Here is a 17,875-nt window from a genome sequence, read left to right on the forward strand (position 1 = left end):
GCCCCTGCCGGGAAACCGGCGGGGGCTTTCTGCGTTTAGGGTCGTTACATGAGTGCCATGGATGCGGAGAAATACACGGTTCGTTTCGTACACGCGGAGGAGTGGCCCGCGGTGAAAGAGATGCGGCTTGCCTCATTGCAGGACCCCATGGCCCACGTCGCCTTTCTGGAGACGTACGAGGAGGCCAACAGCAAACCTGATTCCTTCTGGCAGGAGCGGGCCGCCGGCGGTGCCGAAGGGGCACTCGGTGTGCGGCAGATCATCGCCGAGCGGGCGGACGGGACATGGGTCGGATCCGTCACCGTACTGATCGAGGAAGCCGGATCCACGGACTGGGCCGGGATGCTGGTGGAACAGCTGCAGGGCCATGTCGTCGGGGTGTACGTGCGGCCTGAGGAGCGAGGCCGAGGGGTCACCGAGCGGCTTTTCGAGGCCGCGGTGGAGTGGGCCTGGAGCCGAGACGTGGAACGGGTTCGGTTGCTCGTCCACGAGGAGAATCCGCGGGCCGAGGCGTTCTACCGCAAGGTGGGGTTCGTGCCGAGTGGACGGACCGTGCCGGTGGCCGGACACGGTGGGCGGTTCCAGTTGGAGTTCGTGCTCGACCGTGGGCTAGACCGGTAGTTCCGCGTGGGGCCAGCGGGCTCGTGCCTGTTCGCGGGAGCGGAGGAGGGCCAGTGTCGGCAGGCCCCGGTCCGTGCCGGCGGCGAGGAGGTCGGGCAGTTGGGGCAGCGGGGCCACGGCGGCCACGTCGTCGAGAACCAGGGTCAGTGGTGGGTCGAGGCGGCCGGAGGATGACCGTTCGGCCACGCGCCGGCCGCGCTCGACCACGCTTGAGGCGAGGGCCGTCAACAGTGGCATGGCGGAAGGGTTCGCCTTCGGGTCCTCGATGGGGTCGCCGACCACATAAAGCGTTCCCCCCTCGTGCACAAAGGAATCCAGGACCAGCGAGTCCGCTCGGTTCGGGGTGCAGGACTCCCGGACGTTGACCGTGGAGAGCGCCGAGAGCGCACGGGCCGTCAGGGCCTGGGCGATGTCCCGGCGTTCGGGGTGGGACGTGAGGGCCGACTCCAGTTCGCCCGCGGAGCCGGGGGCGGCCTTCACGTTCGTGCGAAGAATGCGTACGGCTTCCTGGACGTTCGTGCCCTGGGCCCAGCGGTGGAGGTGGCGGACGGTGCGTGAATCTATCGCCGCGGCGTGCAGATAGCTGCGGAGGAGGGTCTCCGCCGCGTCCGCCACCGCCTGGTCGATCTTGGCTGTGGGGCGGATCGGGGCGAGCAGGGCCATGGCGCGGGCTGCCGCCGTGGGCTTGTCCTCACAGCCGGAGATGGGGGACCAGTGCAGGCGGGCCGGGGTGTCGCAGCGGTGCGCGGGGTCATAGAGGAGGACCGGACCCAGCTTCGCCCGGGCGTCCTTGGTGTCCGACCAGAGGCCGGGGTCGGAGGTGACGACCAGGGCCGGGCCCTCGGCGTCACGTACCGCCTGGAGGGCGGCGGGGCGACGGGTTTCCGCGCCGCCGAGGAGCAGGGTGGGCGTGGGCCGCACGCCCGCCGGCTTCCCGTCGGCCGGGAACGGGGCCCCTGGGACTACTGCCCCGGTCGGCAGGGAGGGTGCGGGGGTGACGGGAACAGCAGGGGCGGGCTGGGCCGTCGCGGCCGGAGCAGCCGGGACTGCCGGAGCAGCGGGAGCGGGTCCTGGGGCGGTGCCCGTCCCGGCGGTCACCGTCTCGCGTTCCGTGCCCGTGCCCGGAGGCTTCCTGAGGGGGACCGGGGTCGGATCGGTGAGGGGAGCGGTGCCCTTCCTCGGCTCCGGGACCGGGGGTGACAGGACCTGGGTGTGGGGCGGGAGAGGTGCCGGCTGGGCCCCTGCTTGTGCTTGTGCCGCCTTCTCCCGGGCGCGGACGGCTCTCCAGCGGGCCAGGGTGCCCGTGATGAAGACCGTGAGGACGAGCAGGATCATCAGCTGGCTGATGAGGAGGCCCCAGAAGAGGCCGTAGCCGGAGAGCTGGGCGGCCGGGGTGTCGGGCCAGGCGGCCGGGAGGTCCTGCGGGGCCGAGACCAGGCTGCGTACGGCCAGGGGCGTGCGGGTGAAGGTGACGCTGTCCGGCCAGGCGCCGTGCGCGAACAGGCCGGCCAGGCCGGTCGCGGACCAGACGAGCAGGGTGAGGCCGACCAGGAAGCCGAGAACGGCGATCAGCAGCCCGTCGGGGATGCCGCCTCCGCCCTGCTGGGGCTGCTGGTGTCGGTCGTCTGGTCTCATCGCACGCCGCCGTTCACGCCGTCTCCTCCTGCGCCGTTCACGCCCGTCCCTCGCCGGTACGGCTCGCTGGTCCGCCCGTACCGGCTCGTCCCTCGCTTCTTCAGGCCACCGTGGACTCGGAGGAGCCGTAGCCGTCGACGTCGCTCAGATGCTCCACGAACGCGGCGGCCCGTTCCTCGGCCTCCAGTTCGGCGGCGCGCAGGGCGTCGTCGTCCAGGAGGTGGTCGTCGGAGGACTCGGTCATGGCGCGGTCGGTGAAGACGAGGGGGCGTTCCGTCTCGGTGATCAGGTGTTTGACGACCTGGACGTTGCCGTTGACGTCCCAGACCGCGATGCCCGGGGTGAGGGTCGGGATGATCTCCACCGCCCAACGGGGGAGGCCCAGGACGCGGCCCGTGGCGCGGGCCTCGTCCGCCTTCTGGGCGTAGATCGTCCTCGTCGACGCCATCTTGAGGATGGCGGCCGCTTCCTTCGCCGCCGCTCCGTCGATGACGTCGGAGAGATGGTGGACGACCGCGACGAACGACAGACCGAGGCGCCGGCCGAACTTCAGCAGGCGCTGGAACAGCTGGGCCACGAACGGGCTGTTGATGATGTGCCAGGCCTCCTCGACCAGGAAGATGCGCTTCTTCCGGTCGGGGCGGATCCAGGTGTGCTCCAGCCAGACACCGACGATCGCCATGAGGATGGGCATGGCGATGGAGTTGCGGTCGATGTGCGACAGGTCGAAGACGATGAGGGGGGCGTCGAGGTCGATGCCCACCGTCGTCGGACCGTCGAACATGCCCCGCAGGTCACCGTCGACGAGGCGGTCCAGGACCAGGGCCACGTCCAGGCCCCACGCCCGTACGTCGTCTATGGCGACGTTCATCGCCTCGGCGGACTCCGGCTCGGGGTGGCGGAGCTGCTCGACGATGTCGGTGAGGACCGGCTGGCGTTCGACGATGGTCTCGTTGACGTAGGCGTGCGCGACCTTCAGGGCGAAGCCGGAACGCTCGTCCAGGCCGTGGCCCATCGCCACCTCGATGATCGTCCGGAGCAGCGCCAGCTGGCCCGTGGTCGTGATCGACGGGTCGAGGGGGTTGAGGCGGATTCCGTGGTCGAGGGCGGCCGTCGGGTCCAGGCGGATGGGAGTTATCCCCAGCTCCTGCGCGATGAGGTTCCACTCGCCGACGCCGTCCTCGCCCTGGGCGTCGAGGACGACGACCTGGCGGTCACGGAAGCGCAGCTGGCGCAGGACGTACGTCTTCTCCAGGGCCGACTTGCCGTTGCCGGACTCGCCGAGGACGAGCCAGTGCGGGGCGGGCAGCTGCTGGCCGTAGAGCTGGAAGGGGTCGTAGATGTACCCCTTGCCGGAGTAGACCTCACGGCCGATGATCACGCCCGAGTCGCCGAGGCCGGGCGCGGCGGTCGGGAGGTAGACCGCCTGGGCCTGGCCGGTGGACGTGCGCACGGGGAGGCGGGTCGTCTCGACCTTGCCGAAGAGGAAGGACGTGAAGGCGTCGGTGAGGACGGACAGCGGGTCCCGCATCAGTGACGTACCTCCAGTTCCGGTCCTCGCCCGGGTGGTGACCCCTGCTGGTCCGAATGATCCCGCATCGCGGTGGCCCTACCTTCGGATTCCGGTGGCGAACGGGAGGGTGTTGACGAAGGACCGGTGGTGCTCGCGGTCGCACCACTCCAGCTTCAGGTACGACTTGCCGGCGGAGGCCCTTATCGTCCGCTTGTCGCGGGCGAGGGCTTCGGGGGAGCGGGAGGAGACGGTGATGTAGCCGACGAGGTTGACGCCGGCGGCACCGCTGGCCAGGTCCTCGCCGCGCTGGTCGAGGCGGGAGTGGGAGGCCACGTCGCGCGGGTCGACCGTGCGGTTCATCTTGGCGGCGCGGGACGCCTCCGCCTCGTCGTTGGTCTTCTCCGTGAGCATGCGCTCGATGGCGACCTCGGTCGGCTCCAGGTCCATGGTGACGGCGACCGTGCGGATCACGTCGGGGGTGTGGACGAGGAGGGGCGCGAGGAAGTTCACGCCGACCGGGGTCATCGGCCACTCCTTGACCCAGGCGGTGGCGTGGCACCAGGGGGCGCGGGTGGAGGACTCGCGGGTCTTGGCCTGGAGGAAGTCCGGTTCCGTCGCGTCCAGTTCGGCCGGCCAGGCGTTGCGCTTGGTCATGGCCTGGATGTGGTCGATGGGGTGGTCCGGGTCGTACATGGAGTGGATCAGGGAGGCGAGGCGGCCCTGGCCGAGGGGCTGCCGGACGCGGATGTCGGCCTCCTGGAGGCGCGAGCAGATGTCCGTCAGCTCACGGGCCATGACGACGGCGAGGCCGGCGTCCTTGTCGAGCTTGCGGCCCTGGGGGCGGGCGGCGCGGGCCATGGCGTGCGCCTCGGCGGCCAGTTCGCGGGTGTAGTGCATACAGGCGACCAGGTACGCGCGGTGCTGCTCGCTGCTCGTGGACACCATGGACTGGAGCTGGTCGTACGACTGCCGCAGCCACCCCGGGGAGCGCTCGTCGCCGCGTTGGGCGACGTCCTTGGCGTGGGCGTCGGGGTCGGCGGGCAGGGTGCGCGCGAGCATCTGGAGGCGGGTGACGAAGCCGTCGCCGTTGGCCACGTGCTTGAGGAGGGTGCCGAAGCGGTCGACGAGGGCTTCCTGGTCCTCGGAGTCGCGCAGGCCGACGCCGGGGCCCTCGATCTCGATGGCGGCGGTGACGGTCCTCCGGTCGGCGTGCAGCAGGACGGCGATCTCGTCCGGGCCGAACGGGGCGGCGAGCCAGGTGATGCGGCCGATGCCCGGAGGGGGGCCGACCTCGACCTCACGGCCGTCGAGGCCGGTGCCGGCCTCCATGGCGGCGGAGCGGTAGGTGGCGCCGCGGCGGACCGTGCGCTTGTAGCTGCGGTTGATCTCGAACCACTTGTAGAAGGTGCGCCGCTTGTACGGCACGTAGACCGCGGCGAGCGCCAGCATCGGGAAGCCCGTCAGCAGGGCGATGCGCGGGACGAGCACCGGGACGAGGAGACCGCACATCATGCCGAGGAACGCGCCCGCGATGATGAGCGCGATCTCGCCGGACTCGCGGTTCCGGCCGATGATCGCGTTCGGCCGGGCGCGGCCGATCAGATATGTACGGCGGGGCGTGACCGGATGGGACAGGTGGGACTCGGTCGTCAACGCCCTTCACCTCCCGTGCGGTTGCTGTTGCGGGTGTTACTGGCGTGGGGGGTGTTGGTGGGGCTCGTGCGGGGCGGGGGTGCGGCGGAGGGGACAGTTCCGCCGCCGCCCGAGCGTGAGCTGTGGGCGGCCACGCCACCGGACACGGGGTTGGCGGGCCGGGGCCCGCCTCCGCCTCCGCCGCCGTTGTTGTCGGCCCGGGAGCTGTGGGTCTTGATGCCCTGGGCGACGAGGGTGGCGGGGGAGCTGATGACGGCGGCGGCCTTGCTTTCGGCGCCGCTCATCAGGCGGTTGTTGCGGGAGTTGGCGATCTCGTCGCCGAAGCCGGGGACGAAGCGGTAGATCATCGCCGAGGCGAAGATGGCCAGGAGGATGATCGCGAGGCCGGAGACGACAGCGGAGAAGGCGTCGGGGCCGTCGTCGGAGGAGAGGGCGCCGGCGAGGCCGAGGACGATCACGATGACGGGCTTGATGAGGATGACCGCGATCATGATGCCGGCCCAGCGGCGGACGTGGCCCCACAGGTTCTTGTCGACCAGGCCGGCGTAGACGACGGTGCCGAGGAGGGCGCCGACGTAGAGCAGGGCGGCGCGGATGACGAGCTCCAGCCAGAGGACGCCGGCGGCGAGGATGGAGACGAGGGAGACGACGATGAGCATGATGGGGCCGCCGCCGATGTCCTCGCCCTTCTTGAGGGCGCCGGAGAACGTGCCGAAGAAGGTGTCCGTCTGGTCGCCGGTGGCCTTGGCGAGGACCTCGGTGACTCCGTCGGTCGCCGAGACGATCGTGTAGAGGATCAGGGGGGTGAAGGCGGAGGCCAGGACGGTGAGCCAGAGGAAGCCGACGGCTTCCGACAGGGCCGTGGTGAGGGGGACGCCTCGTACGGCCCGCTTGGCGACCGCGAGCAGCCACAGGACGAGCGTGAGGATCGTCGACGCGGCGAAGACGACCGCGTACTGCTGGAGGAACTTGGGGTTCGTGAAGTCGACGTTCGCGGTCTCGTTGACGGCGGCGGAGAGCTTGTCGATGGTCCAGGAGGCGGCGTCGGCGCAGCCTTGGGCCAGGGAGGAGAGGGGGTCGAGGGTGGAGGTGATCTTGTCGGGGACGGTACTGGTGTCGCCCTTGTCGCCGGATTGCCGTTCGCAGTACTTCTTGGCCTCGCCGACGATCAGATCGCAGGGGTTGTTCGAGCTCGACGGCGATGGTGAGGGCGACGGGGTGGGTGCAGCGTAGGACTTCGAAGCCAGCAGTACGAGAGTCGTCTGTACGGCGGCTACGGCGCCGGTGAGCTTGAGCGCACGGTTCGGGCTACCGGGCATACGTGAACCCTCCGTACTCTTCGACGGCCTTGCTGATCTCTTCGGAAGTGGCGGCCTGTTCGTCTCCGGGAACAGGGGCTGGGCCGTCTTTTTGCGTGTCCGAGACGATCTTCCAGTCACTGTTGGACCATTGGAGGTCGAAGGTCCAGGTTTTCCAGGTGGAGGTGACGGGGTCGGTCGAATTGTCGCCAGACATGCCGATGAGGCCCATGTACCAGACAGCGACCTTGGCTCTGCTGTCGCTGTAGCCCTGGACCGTGGTGCCCAAGGGGGTCACGCGCGAGACGAAGGTGTTGCCCGCGGGTGGGTTGCCGTTGGCGTCCAGGCCCATCTTGCTCAGGAAGTCCGACGAGTAGGCGTCGTCCAACGGGCCCTGCAACCGGGACGCCGCGTCAGACGTGTACAGGGTGTCCACGAGGGTGTGGCGGCTGCCCTTCTGGAACATGCCGGTCGAGCCAAGTGCCACGGCGTAGTTCGCGGCGGCGCTCTGTACGCCTTCCTTGCTCTGCTTGAAGCCGGTGGGGATCCCTGCGGTCTTCGACTTCACCGGGCGTTCGCCCGATGCCGCCGTGGGGACTGTCTCCGCCTTGTCTTCGGCCGATGTCCCGTTCGTCGTGTCGTCGTCTCCTCGGTTCGCGAAGGCGATCGCGGCGATGAGGAGGACGATGACGCCGACGATGGTGACGAGGCTTCTGGAGGAGGAGCGGGGGCGGCGGGGGGCGCCGCCGTAGGGGTCGTCGGGGAGGCGGGTGCGGGTCTGGCCGGTGCCGGCGTACCCCCCGTACGTCCCGTCGTCGGCGCCCCGCGAGGACTCGCCGTAGCCGTGGTCGTCGCCGAGACTCATGCCGCGTTCGCCCCTTCAACTTCGACGCCGTACGTGGACGCGTACGAAAACGCGTGGCAATACGACGGTAGCCGCGCTGGTTCCCGCGCGGGCGCGGTGTGGTGACTCGACATCAGGGAGACGCAACCTCAGCCGGTGGGCACGACGGACGGGTGGGGTAGTGGGGGACCGGAAAGCGGGCGTGCCCGGCCGGGACGTGGCCGGACCGCGGCGCTACACGGCCATGCCGTACACGATGGTGAAGAGCGTGCCCAGTGAACCGATGATGAAGACGCCGGTGAGACCGGCGATGATGAGGCCCTTGCCCTGTTCGGCGCTGAACGTGTCGCGCAGGGCGGTCGCGCCGATGCGCTGTTTGGCCGCGCCCCAGATGGCGATGCCCAGGCAGAGGAGGATGGCGACCGCCATCACGACCTCGATCATCACGCGTGCCTCGTTGCCCAGGCTGCCGAAAGGCCCCCAGTCCGGGGCGATTCCGCCGATGATGGTGGTGATGTCGCCCTTGTCGGCCGCAATGAACATGTAAGTCACCGCCCCTAGTGGGTAGTTCCGCTGGCTCTGCTTCGCGTCCGGCTCGGCGTCCGCGCCGCACCCCTGGCGCGGGTGCGCAGAGGTCGGGCCCATTCTCGCTGACAATGACGCTGTCGTATGTCGACTTGGCGTCATTGATTGGCGGGTTTCGTACGTATCCCTTGCTTCCGGCCTGCGTGGGACCCTAACGGGGGACGCGGAACGGTACACGAAGGGTCGTATAGTCACTCTGTGTATCACGGCAGGTTACGCCGGGCAACGAGGTTAAACCGGAACCTGTGGTGTGGTTCCGTCGTTAGTCCCCTTTTTCCGGCTGGTTCGGCCTGGTGGGGGCCGGTGGTGGTGAAGCGGCCGGTCCGGTCCCGCTTCTGACGGGACGTCGGTCCGGTGTTCGCCGGGTTTCGAGTGTGCCTGATGTGGACGTAAGGGTCGCGTCCGGGTCGGGTGATGTTCCTGGGTGACCGGTGGTGTGACCGGGCCGCTCAGAAGGGGCGGGCCGCCCTCAGGAGGCGGGGCGGGAGGTACGGGGTGGTGACGTGTGTCGTCCAGCCCCGGCGGCGGGCGTGGCAGGTCAGGGCCAGGATGTCGAGGTTGAGGGCGGCGTCGGTGGTGTTGGCGCGGTCGGCCACCCGGTGGTGGTCGCGGTGGGCCTCCAGGGCGTCCAGCAGGGCCAGGTTGAAGCTCTCCTCGTCACCCTCGACGAGCTGGGAGAAGAGGATCGTGGGCGGCGGGAGGAAACCCCACTCCTTCGCCTTGCCGTGGTCGTGCAGGGCCCGCTCCGTGACGGGCTCGGGGTCCTCGCCCCGCAGATAGGTGAGCAGGGCCTCGCGGTAGGAGGCGAAGGCGGAGTCGTCCTGGGCGAGGCGCGCGGGGCCGGCGAGGACGAGCGGGGCCAGGTGCTCGCGTACGCCGGTGATCAGGGCCAGGTCGACGGCGGTGTGCCAGGCGCCCGGTCCGGCCTGGTCCCCGTGGTACGCCGGGTAGACGAGGCGCCGGCCGTCGATCGTGACCTCGACGTCCGTGCCGGGGGCGGCGAGCGTGGTGCGGAAGAGGGCGGCGCCCATCTCGGCGGCGAGGTGCAGATGGGCGAGCTGCCCGTCCGTGACGTCGGCGGAGTGCGAGGCGCGGGCCCTGAAGAGGATCTCCTGGTAGCCGACGGCCCACGCCAGCTTGGCCGGTGACAGGGGCTTGCCGGGTGCCGGGGTGAAGGCCTCCCGCGTGTACTGCTCGTAGTCGGCCTCGCTGGCCGGGTGGATCGGCTGCGGGTTCCCCGGGCGCTCGAACACCACCGGCCCGGCGGCCAGTTCGGCGACCGCGTCCCGGCGCCTGTCGCGGCCGAACCCCCGCACCCGTGGGCCGGGGGTCGCGAAACCGGTGACCAGGGCGTACGGCAGGTAGTCGGTGTCGAGGGGCGGCGGCCAGCCCTCCCTGCGGTGGGCCAGGGCGGCCAGGGCGAGGGGGAGGAGGGGCAGCAGCGTGGCGGGGCTGGTGACCGGGCCGGAGAGGGCGCTGTACGGGCGGAGCAGTGCGGTCAGATGGGTGCCGAAGGCCGACCGGTCGCCGCTCGCCAGGGCGTGCAGGGCGTGCAGGGCCGTGGTGTGGGGGTGCCGCAGGAGGCCCTGGGCGCCGCCGGTCATGTGGTCCAGGGAGTGGATCCGGGCGTACGCGGCGTCGAGCGCGGCGAGGACGTCCGCCCGGGTGGGCGGGTGGGCGGCGGAGTCGTTTCCGGTGTCGCCGATGACGTACGCCATGAAGCCGCTGATCAGTTCGACCGAGGGGAGGCCCGCGCCGCCTTCCCGGGCGGCCTCGCGGGCGAAGTGGAAGGCCTCGCCGTGCCATTCGGCCTTGTCGGAGAGGACGGCCAGGCAGAAGGAGTCGAGCCAGCGGTGCGGGGTGGTCGGGGCCGGTGCCTCGGGGTGGCCCGGTTCGGGCTCGTAGTCCCGGCCGAAGTTCACGTAGTTGAGGAACACCTGGAAGCGGTTGCGCGGGTGGTACACGGTGTACGCGACCGCGCCGGCCGCCGCCTCGGTGGCGTCGTCGAGGACCGCCTTGGCCTCCGGGACGTCGAGGTCGGGGTTCTGCAGGGAGAGGGCGGCCAGGTACTCCACGAGCCGGTCCGAGATCCACCACCACTCGTGGGCCGTCATGGCGCCGGCCCTCGACATCGACCAGACCTCTCCGACGATCCGGTTGTGGAAGTCCTCGCGAACCGCGGATATCGCCGCCGCGTCGACCTGGTGGCGTTCTCTGCGCACTGCTGTCCCGCTCCCCATGGAAGTGATCTTGTTCGCCAGCCTAGGCCGTACCCCGGCGCTTGAGGGAGGCTCGGCGGGTGGGGCGGGGCCCGGAGCGAGGGCCGAGGGAGCGGTTTCGGCCACCTGGGTGGGGCCACGGGGAGCAGGGGGGTTTCGGACGGTGGAAGGGGTGCGGGTGGAGGAGGGCGAACGGGGTGCCGTACGGGCGTTCCTGGCCGGGGTGCGGGTCGGTGAGGTGCTCGGCGGGGTGGTCGCGGAGGTGACGTCCCGCGGGGCGGCCGTGGTGCTGGACGGGTTCCCCTCGCGTCCGCTCGGGGCGGTGGGGGCGCTGGATCTGACGTGGGGGCCGCGGGCGGAGGCGGACCTGGTGGTGGGGCGGCGCGTCACGGCTGAGGTGATCGGGGTCGATCCGGACCGGGGTGAGGTGCGGATGTCGACGGCGGCCACCCGACACCCGCTGCTCTGGCGGTTTCTGAGAGGGCTTCGGGCCGGGCGGGTGCTGAGCGGCACGGTCGCCTCGATCGAGAGCTTCGGCGTGTTCGTGGCGCTGGACGAGGGGCCGGCGCATCCGGTTTACCCCGGCGTCGGGTTCGTCACCTTCCCCGAGCTCTCCTGGCGGTACTTCGAGGACCCCTCGGACGTCGTACGGGTCGGGGAGCGGGTGTCCGGAGCGTTGCTGTACTTCGACACCAGCAACGGTGAGGCGCGGCTGTCCTTGCGGGCACTGCTGCCGGACCCGTTCCAGGAGTTCGCCGACACGGTCGCGGTGGGGCGGGTGCTGCGAGGGCGGGTCACCAGGGCGGTCCCGTTCGGGGTGTTCGTCGAGGTCGCCGACGGGGTCCAGGGGCTCGTCCGGCCGACCGGGCCCACGGCGGAGCGCGCGGCGGCTCCCGAGGAGGTCGGGGCGGAGGGGGAGGAGGTGACGGTGGCCGTCGTCGCGGTCGACCGGGAGCGGCGGACGCTTCTGCTGTCCCGGGTGCGGGCGCCGGGTGAGCCGGACGGCGCACCCGGCTCCGGGCGGCCGCCTACTCGGCGGTGACGACGCGTTCGACCGCGGCGGTCACCAGCTGCTCCCGCTCGGCCTCCGAGAAGACGTCGGGGAGGGTGAGCTGTTCGACGATCAGCCAGTTCAGGGTGAGCATGAGGAGTTTGACGGCCATGGCGTCGCCGGGGAGGCCGGACGCCTCGTGGTAGGCGACGTTGGCGTCGACGTCGGCGCGGACGCGTTCGGTGAGGACCTTGCGCAGCTCGGGGCGGCGGGTCGCCTCCAGGCGGAGTTCGAGCAGGGCGAGGTAGCCGGTGCGGAAGGAGGCGATCCGGCCGACGAGTTCGCGCATCAGCTCCACGTACGTCTCCCGGTCGCGGCCGGCGGCCCGCTGGCGGGCGATGGTGGCCTCGTCGGGCTGGAGCCGCTCGTAGACGCGGGCGCCGGCCTGGGTGAGGAGGTCGTCGCGGTTGGCGAAGTAGTTGGACGCGGTGCCGCCCGGGACGGCGGCCTCGGCGTCCACCGCGCGGAAGGTGAGGCCGCGGGCGCCTTCCCTGGCCAGGACCTCGATCGCCGCGTCGACGAGGGCGGCGCGGCGCTGGTCGTTCCGTCTCACCATTCACACCACTCCATGCGTAGTACTACGTGTGGGACACTTCAGCAGAGTACTGCGCGGGAGACGCGTCGCGCGCACGGGCCGGCGGAGTGCCTAGCCGACCGTGTCAGGCGCCTCGGCCGTGTCCGGCGTCCTGGATGCCCCCGGTGTCGGCTCGAACCCCGCCGCCCCCGCCGCGAGATGGTCGAACTCGCCCGCCTGGACGCCCAGGACGAACGCGTCCCACTTGCGGCGGTTGGTGGTGACGACGACCTCGGGGGCGCTGGTCTCGCGGATGTAGACGGGAGCCTCCGGATCGTCCTCGCCGTCCCCCTCGCCGAAGGCCGGCTCGAACCAGGGGCCGGGGCCGGTGGCGCCCTCGGGGGCCGCACGGATCCAGTCGAGATCCGGGGGGATGTCGGACATGGCGGGTTCTCCTCGCGGACGAAGGGGACGGAGTGCCGTGAGTGATCATTCCTAAGAAGGAGGGCCGGCTCTACACTTACCGTCGGCGGACTCGCGGGCGGTGAGGGGCGGTTGACGGTGCGTAAGGCATGGATCGTGGTGATCTCCGCTGTCGGCGCCGGACTCGCTTTCGTCATGTTGCTGGTCGTCGGTGTCTATCTGGTCGCCGGGAACCTCGCGGGCGGGGTCGGCGGGAAAGCCGTCGGGCTGGCCAAGGGTGCCGTACCCGCGGCGTACCAGCCTCTCGTGCAGAAATGGGGCAATCTGTGCGAGGCCATCAATCCGGCGTTGCTGGCGGCCCAGCTGTACCAGGAGAGCGGGTTCAACCCGAAGGCGCAGAGCCCCGCCGCGGCCCAGGGCATCGCGCAATTCATTCCGGGGACGTGGGCGGCGCACGGGCTGGACGGTGACGGGGACGGCGACCGTGACGTCTGGGACCCGAATGACGCGATTCCATCGGCTGCCTCGTACGACTGCAAGCTCGCCTCGTACGTGAAGGACGTACCCGGGAATCCGACCGCGAACATGCTCGCTTCCTACAACGCGGGCGCGTACGCCGTCATCAAGTACGGGGGCGTCCCGCCGTACAAGGAGACCCAGAACTACGTCAAGACGATCACGACGCTGTCGGAGAGCTTCGCCGCGCCCACGAGCCGTGTCGACCCGAGCGAGCAGGCGGCGGGCGCCATCGCCTACGCCCAGAAGAAGCTCGGCACGCTCTACCTCTGGGGCGGTAACGGCACCGCTGACCAGGGTGGACGCTTCGACTGCTCGGGGCTGACGAAGGCGGCGTACGCGAGTGTGGGGATCACGCTGCCCCGCGTCGCGAACGATCAGTACAACGCCGGGCCGCACCCCTCGCGGGACGAACTGCTGCCGGGCGATCTCGTCTTCTTCTCCGACGACCTCACCAACTCCCGCGCCATTCGGCACGTCGGGATTTATGTGGGGGGCGGATACATGATCAACGCCCCGCGGCCGGGTGCGGTCATCCGGTTCGACCCGATTGACACCCCCGACTACTTCGGGGCCACCCGGGTCACCGAAGATGGCGCGAAAGCGCTGCCCAAGACCGTCTGACCGGTCCGTAATTCTCCGTGAACCCCTGCCCTGAGCTGCGGCGACGCGTCTCTCTTCGATAACGTCTGAGTGATCATTCAGTGGAGGGTGGAACGCATTGGAGAGAAGTGTGCGTTCCTATTTGACGTAGCGCGTTGACGCCTACGGACACCACGGGGGTGGCAGCGCGGCGCACGTAGGGGTGCGGTCGCGAGAACGATGACGAAAGGGCCGCAGCACGATGGCTGGACTCGCCGCGCATGCCGCACTTGCCGCTGATTCCGGATCCAATCCCGACGTCGAGCTGCTCTACGACATCAACGGCCTGGCCAAGGCCGCTCCGACCTGGCTCGACCGGGTCATGGAGTTCGTCGGCGAGTACGGCCTGCTGTTCGCCATGGTGCTGCTGATCCTGTGGTGCTGGTGGGGTGTGCGCAAGCGCGGTGGCGAGGACGCGGCCTCGTCCGTGGCCGCGCTGGTGTGGGCGCCGCTGGCCGCCGGTGTCGCCGTACTGATCAACGTGCCGATACGTGGGTTCGTCGAGCGGCCCCGGCCCTTCCTCGACCACGAGGGGCTGGAGGTGCTCGTCTCCGGCAAGACCGACTACTCCTTCGTGAGCGACCACGCGACCCTGATCATGGCGATGGCGGTCGGACTCTTCGTCGCCAACCGCAAGTTCGGCCTGATCGGCCTCGTCATAGGCCTCCTCGGCGGCTTCATCCGGGTCTACATGGGCGTGCACTACCCGACCGACGTGATCGGCGGCTTCGCGCTCGGCACCGCCGTCGCCCTGCTGCTCTCGCCGCTCGCCATGGCGCTGCTGACGCCGCTGATGAAGGCGATCGAGCGGTCGCCCCGCGTGGGGTGGCTCGTCCGGGCCCGCGGGCGCGACGGTCAGCGCGCGGTGATCCCGGGCGCGCGGGTCGAGACGTCCTCCACGGAGGAGCGGGACCTGGCGGCGTAGCCGCGACCGCCGGCCCGACACCGTCGAACGGCCCCCTCACCGCATGCCGGTGAGGGGGCCGTCGTCCTGGGGCCGCCGGGGCCCCGGTGAGCGCTACAGGGCCTGCGGGAAGGTGAAGAAGCGGTTCGGGTCGTACTTCTTCTTCAGGGTGGCCAGCCGGCCGGCCGCGTCCCCGTAGTACGCCTTCCTCCAGTCCGTGAGGGTGGGGTCGGTGTAGTTCTGGTAGGCGGCGCCGGAGGCGTGGCGGGCCATCGACTTGTGGGCGCCGTCCAGCCAGGACTGGGCGGCCGTGCCGGAGGTGCCGGGCTTCCAGGAGACGAGGTACTGGGCCAGCATCCGCGAGCGGCGGTGGACGAAGGCCGTCGCCGTCGGCGAGACCCGGTTCACCTGCCCGCCGAGCGCGGTGAGGGCGATGCTGCCCGCGCCGCCCTTCACACCGGTGATCCGGGTCAACAGGGTCTGGATGCCCGCCGAGGAGATCGAGCGGTCGAAGAAGTCGGAGCGGGCGGCGTACGTCTCACGCCCCAGCCTGCCCTTCGGCGAGCGGCCGGGCGTCGTGCCGGGCAGATGGCACTGGGCGTCCTCGGCGAAGGACCCGCAGCCCGCGTAGCCCTCCATGGCGTCCTCGTACGTACGGCGCTTGAGGGAGACGCTGCGGGCCGGGGCACCCACCCGGTCGGCGAGCCGGTCGACGGCGTTCTGGAGCTCGCCGTAGGTGCCGAGGGAGAAGGCGGCGACGGAGACGGTCGGGGTGCCGCCGGCCGACTTCGCGATGTGGCAGGACGACCAGATCTCGTCGGCCTGGGTGGGCCCCCACTCCTGCCACGCCTTCAGGACGGCGGCGGCCCTGGACCAGGGCCAGGTGAGGTACGCGGTGACACCGGGAGGGGCCGCGTGGGTCTTGAAGCGGAGTTCGGTGACCACGCCGAAGTTGCCGTTGCCGGCGCCGCGCAGGGCCCAGAAGAGGTCCTGGTGGGTGGTGGCGTTCGCCACCAGCTGCTTGCCGTCCGCGGTGATGAGGGTGGCCTGGATGAGGCTGTCGCAGGTCAGGCCGTAGGCGCGGGACGTCACGCCGTGGCCGCCGCCGAGGGTGAGGCCGGAGACGCCGACGGTGGGGCAGGAGCCGGCGGGGATGGTGACGCCCTTGGCGGCGAGGGCGCGGTAGACGTCGATGAGCTTCGCGCCGGCGCCGATCACGGCCTCGCCGCCGGAGGCACCGACCTTGTTGAGCTTGGAGACGTCGACTATCAGCCGGCCGTTGCCGGAGGACCAGCCGGCGTAGGAGTGGCCGCCGTTGCGTATGGCGACCTTGAGGTCGTGGGCCCTGGCGTAGGCGAGGGTGGTGCGGATGTCGTCGGGGTGGGCGACATAGGCGACCGCGGTGGGCTTCAGGGTGTCGAAGCGGGTGTTGTAGAGCTGGCGGGCCGTCGTCCACGCCTTGTCGCCGGGGCGGACGAGCGGCCCGTCGAGGTCGCGGGCGAGGGCGGCCCAGTTGACCGCCGTGGGCTTCTTGCCCGCGCCGTGCGCCGTCGTCGTGGTCGTCCGGAGGGAGGCGTTCGTGGCCGTGGCCGAGGCGTCGGAGCCGCCTCCGGAGCCGCAGGCCGAGGTGGTCAGTGCGGTGAGTGCGGCCGCACCGCCGCCGATGAACGTACGCCGTTCCATGTGCGCCTCCCGGTGCGCCGCGAGTTGGGGTCGTGAGACGAGACGGGGGTTGGTGGGGTTGGGGTTCCCTCCGCCGTCGCGTGCCTTCGGGTGCCCGCCGGATCGGGGCGCCCATGAGCCCGGGTTCCCGATGTCGTCGCGCGTGTGCGGGTGCTCGGTGGTTTCCCGCGTGGTTCCCCGAGCCGCCGCCCAGTCCGGGTGGACGTGTCTGGTATGGGTGGAGTTTCCTTTTCTTAAGGATTTCTCCGCCTGTGAATTGCATAGATGCCGGTCGACCCCGCACCGCAGGGTGTCAGTGCGCATGGGCGTTCGGTCCAGAGGACGGTGGCCGCCGTAAGCATTCCGTTACCTCACCGCACTGTCGGCAGGGGTTCACTCGCCGTTCACTTCCGTCCATCGGCGGCTTCACCTGATCTGCCTAATTTCGGCCTTACCCGGTGCGGGATGTGGGCCGAGAACGCGGCCCCGCCTCCCGTGACGACAGCAGCCAGAGGGGCATCGGTGCGCAAGAGCACTCCTGAGGCTGATACGACGACTTCGCACGCCGCCATGTGGACGGCGGCTCCTGGAAGGAACCCCCGAAAGTGAAGCTTCAGCGCAAGAACCGACTGCGCGCCCTTTCTCTCGGTGCTGTCGCCGTCACCGGCGCCCTGACCCTGACGGCTTGTGGGTCGGACGACACGGGCGGCAACAACGCGGGTGGCGGCAGCTCGGCGCCGGCCAACAGCAAGATCGACTGCGGCGACGCCAAGGGCCAGCTGCTGGCCGACGGCTCTTCCGCGCAGAAGAACGCCATCGACGCCTGGGTCAAGCAGTACACGGCCTCCTGCAAGAGCGTCCAGATCAACTACAAGGGCAGCGGTTCGGGCGCCGGTATCACCGCGTTCACCCAGGGTCAGGTCGCCTTCGCCGGTTCCGACTCCGCGCTGAAGCCGGAAGAGGTCACCGCCTCCAAGGAGGTCTGCAAGGGTGGTCAGGGCATCGACCTTCCGATGGTCGGCGGCCCGATCGCGGTCGGCTACAACGTCCCGGGCGTCGACACCCTGGTCCTGGACGCCAAGACCCTCGCCCTGATCTTCGACAGCAAGATCACCAACTGGAACGACAAGGCCATCAAGGCGCTGAACCCCGACGCCCAGCTGCCCGACCTCAAGATCCAGCCGTACCACCGCTCGGACGAGTCCGGCACCACGGACAACTTCACCAAGTACCTGATCGCCGCCGCGCCCGACAACTGGAAGTACGAGGGCGGCAAGGCCTGGCAGGCCAAGGGCGGCCAGTCCGCGCAGGGTTCCTCCGGTGTCGCGCAGGGCGTGAAGGAGACCAAGGGCGCCATCTCCTACATGGAGCTCTCCTACGCCAAGGACGGCATGAGCACGGTCGACATCAAGACCGGCGCCCCCGAGCCGGTCAAGGCGACCGTCGAGAACGCCACCAAGGCCATCTCCGAGGCCCAGGTCGTGGGCACCGGCAAGGACCTCGCGCTGAAGCTGAACTACACGCCGACCGCCGAGGGCGCCTACCCGATCACCCTCGTCACGTACGAGATCGCCTGTGACAAGGGCAACAAGGCGGACACCCTGCCCGCCACCAAGTCCTTCCTCACCTACATCGCCTCCGAGGACGGTCAGGGCCTGCTCGCCGACGCCGGCTACGCCCCGATGCCCGAGGAGATCATCACCAAGGTCCGCAGCACCATCTCGGGCCTGAGCTGACCTGAGTGCGGCCCAGCCCCGACCGGGACTGGGCCGCACCGTCCGGTGCACCGCCGCCA

General features: G+C 70.4%; 15 protein-coding genes. 5 read left to right on the forward strand and 10 right to left on the reverse strand.

The genetic code is table 11. The features are described 5' to 3' along the window. Positions 1 to 48 precede the first annotated feature (48 nt). Entirely contained in the window at positions 49 to 621 is a 573-nt protein-coding gene (locus SMA5143A_RS30905; protein ID WP_107466106.1) for a GNAT family N-acetyltransferase, read from the forward strand. Here SMA5143A_RS30905 and SMA5143A_RS30910 read toward each other — a convergent pair. The 7 genes from SMA5143A_RS30910 to SMA5143A_RS30940 all read right to left on the reverse strand — a co-directional run bounded on the left by SMA5143A_RS30910 (position 610) and on the right by SMA5143A_RS30940 (position 10,371). Further along, on the reverse strand, positions 610 to 2,256 hold the full coding sequence (locus SMA5143A_RS30910; RefSeq protein WP_107466108.1) for a type IV secretory system conjugative DNA transfer family protein: 1,647 nt from the start codon (positions 2,254 to 2,256) through the stop codon (positions 610 to 612). The genes SMA5143A_RS30905 and SMA5143A_RS30910 overlap by 12 nt on opposite strands. A gap of 100 nt (positions 2,257 to 2,356) precedes the next feature. Further along, positions 2,357 to 3,787, reverse strand: a complete 1,431-nt coding sequence (locus SMA5143A_RS30915; protein ID WP_055524389.1) for an ATP-binding protein — start codon at positions 3,785 to 3,787, stop codon at positions 2,357 to 2,359. 78 nt (positions 3,788 to 3,865) lie between these two features. Then, positions 3,866 to 5,422, reverse strand: a complete 1,557-nt coding sequence (locus tag SMA5143A_RS30920) for an SCO6880 family protein (RefSeq protein WP_107466109.1) — start codon at positions 5,420 to 5,422, stop codon at positions 3,866 to 3,868. Next, a complete protein-coding gene (locus tag SMA5143A_RS30925; RefSeq protein ID WP_107466111.1) occupies positions 5,419 to 6,741 on the reverse strand; it encodes a hypothetical protein in 1,323 nt (440 codons plus the stop codon). The genes SMA5143A_RS30920 and SMA5143A_RS30925 overlap by 4 nt, the downstream gene beginning before the upstream one ends. After that, positions 6,731 to 7,585, reverse strand: a complete 855-nt coding sequence (locus tag SMA5143A_RS30930) for a hypothetical protein (protein ID WP_107466113.1) — start codon at positions 7,583 to 7,585, stop codon at positions 6,731 to 6,733. The genes SMA5143A_RS30925 and SMA5143A_RS30930 overlap by 11 nt, the downstream gene beginning before the upstream one ends. 213 nt (positions 7,586 to 7,798) lie before the next feature. Then, a complete protein-coding gene (locus tag SMA5143A_RS30935; RefSeq protein ID WP_055519934.1) occupies positions 7,799 to 8,107 on the reverse strand; it encodes a hypothetical protein in 309 nt (102 codons plus the stop codon). 491 nt (positions 8,108 to 8,598) lie between these two features. Next, the gene (locus SMA5143A_RS30940; RefSeq protein ID WP_258193836.1) at positions 8,599 to 10,371 is read right to left on the reverse strand and encodes an immunity 49 family protein; all 1,773 of its coding nucleotides are present in this window, start codon (positions 10,369 to 10,371) and stop codon (positions 8,599 to 8,601) included. Positions 10,372 to 10,546: 175 nt separating this feature from the next. On the opposite strand from SMA5143A_RS30940, the gene SMA5143A_RS30945 reads away from it, so the two are divergent. Next, positions 10,547 to 11,410 carry a S1 RNA-binding domain-containing protein gene (locus SMA5143A_RS30945; protein ID WP_258193837.1) on the forward strand — a complete coding sequence of 288 codons (864 nt, stop codon included), beginning with the start codon at positions 10,547 to 10,549 and terminating at the stop codon, positions 11,408 to 11,410. Here the strand turns inward: SMA5143A_RS30945 and SMA5143A_RS30950 are convergent. Then, positions 11,397 to 11,975: a TetR/AcrR family transcriptional regulator gene (locus SMA5143A_RS30950; RefSeq protein WP_055714423.1), complete on the reverse strand. Its 579-nt coding sequence runs from the start codon at positions 11,973 to 11,975 to the stop codon at positions 11,397 to 11,399. The two genes, SMA5143A_RS30945 and SMA5143A_RS30950, sit on opposite strands and share 14 nt — an antisense overlap. 90 nt (positions 11,976 to 12,065) lie before the next feature. Beyond that, complete coding sequence (locus SMA5143A_RS30955) at positions 12,066 to 12,377, reverse strand: DUF397 domain-containing protein (protein WP_107466119.1); 312 nt, start codon at positions 12,375 to 12,377, stop codon at positions 12,066 to 12,068. A gap of 111 nt (positions 12,378 to 12,488) precedes the next feature. On the opposite strand from SMA5143A_RS30955, the gene SMA5143A_RS30960 reads away from it, so the two are divergent. Next, positions 12,489 to 13,496 carry a C40 family peptidase gene (locus tag SMA5143A_RS30960; protein WP_258193838.1) on the forward strand — a complete coding sequence of 336 codons (1,008 nt, stop codon included), beginning with the start codon at positions 12,489 to 12,491 and terminating at the stop codon, positions 13,494 to 13,496. A gap of 220 nt (positions 13,497 to 13,716) precedes the next feature. Next, positions 13,717 to 14,439, forward strand: coding sequence for a phosphatase PAP2 family protein (locus SMA5143A_RS30965; RefSeq protein ID WP_107466121.1), 723 nt, complete (start codon positions 13,717 to 13,719; stop codon positions 14,437 to 14,439). Between the two features lie 93 nt (positions 14,440 to 14,532). Here SMA5143A_RS30965 and SMA5143A_RS30970 read toward each other — a convergent pair whose 3' ends face one another. Continuing rightward, on the reverse strand, positions 14,533 to 16,101 hold the full coding sequence (locus tag SMA5143A_RS30970; RefSeq protein ID WP_107466123.1) for an FAD-binding oxidoreductase: 1,569 nt from the start codon (positions 16,099 to 16,101) through the stop codon (positions 14,533 to 14,535). Between the two features lie 584 nt (positions 16,102 to 16,685). Here SMA5143A_RS30970 and pstS point away from each other — a divergent pair. Then, a complete protein-coding gene (gene pstS, locus SMA5143A_RS30975; RefSeq protein WP_107466125.1) occupies positions 16,686 to 17,816 on the forward strand; it encodes a phosphate ABC transporter substrate-binding protein PstS in 1,131 nt (376 codons plus the stop codon). The last annotated feature ends 59 nt before the right edge of the window (positions 17,817 to 17,875 follow it).

The sequence above is a fragment of the Streptomyces sp. MA5143a genome, from assembly GCF_900290235.1.
Classification (GTDB): domain Bacteria; phylum Actinomycetota; class Actinomycetes; order Streptomycetales; family Streptomycetaceae; genus Streptomyces.

Excerpts from the sequence above, each read along its gene's own strand:
- SMA5143A_RS30905 (WP_107466106.1), top strand. The coding sequence starts at position 49 with ATGAGTGCCATGGATGCGGAGAAATACACGGTTCGTTTCGTACACGCG.
- SMA5143A_RS30910 (WP_107466108.1), bottom strand. The coding sequence starts at position 2,256 with ATGAGACCAGACGACCGACACCAGCAGCCCCAGCAGGGCGGAGGCGGC.
- SMA5143A_RS30915 (WP_055524389.1), bottom strand. The coding sequence starts at position 3,787 with ATGCGGGACCCGCTGTCCGTCCTCACCGACGCCTTCACGTCCTTCCTC.
- SMA5143A_RS30925 (WP_107466111.1), bottom strand. The coding sequence starts at position 6,741 with ATGCCCGGTAGCCCGAACCGTGCGCTCAAGCTCACCGGCGCCGTAGCC.
- SMA5143A_RS30930 (WP_107466113.1), bottom strand. The coding sequence starts at position 7,585 with ATGAGTCTCGGCGACGACCACGGCTACGGCGAGTCCTCGCGGGGCGCC.
- SMA5143A_RS30935 (WP_055519934.1), bottom strand. The coding sequence starts at position 8,107 with ATGTTCATTGCGGCCGACAAGGGCGACATCACCACCATCATCGGCGGA.
- SMA5143A_RS30950 (WP_055714423.1), bottom strand. The coding sequence starts at position 11,975 with ATGGTGAGACGGAACGACCAGCGCCGCGCCGCCCTCGTCGACGCGGCG.
- SMA5143A_RS30955 (WP_107466119.1), bottom strand. The coding sequence starts at position 12,377 with ATGTCCGACATCCCCCCGGATCTCGACTGGATCCGTGCGGCCCCCGAG.
- SMA5143A_RS30965 (WP_107466121.1), top strand. The coding sequence starts at position 13,717 with ATGGCTGGACTCGCCGCGCATGCCGCACTTGCCGCTGATTCCGGATCC.
- SMA5143A_RS30970 (WP_107466123.1), bottom strand. The coding sequence starts at position 16,101 with ATGGAACGGCGTACGTTCATCGGCGGCGGTGCGGCCGCACTCACCGCA.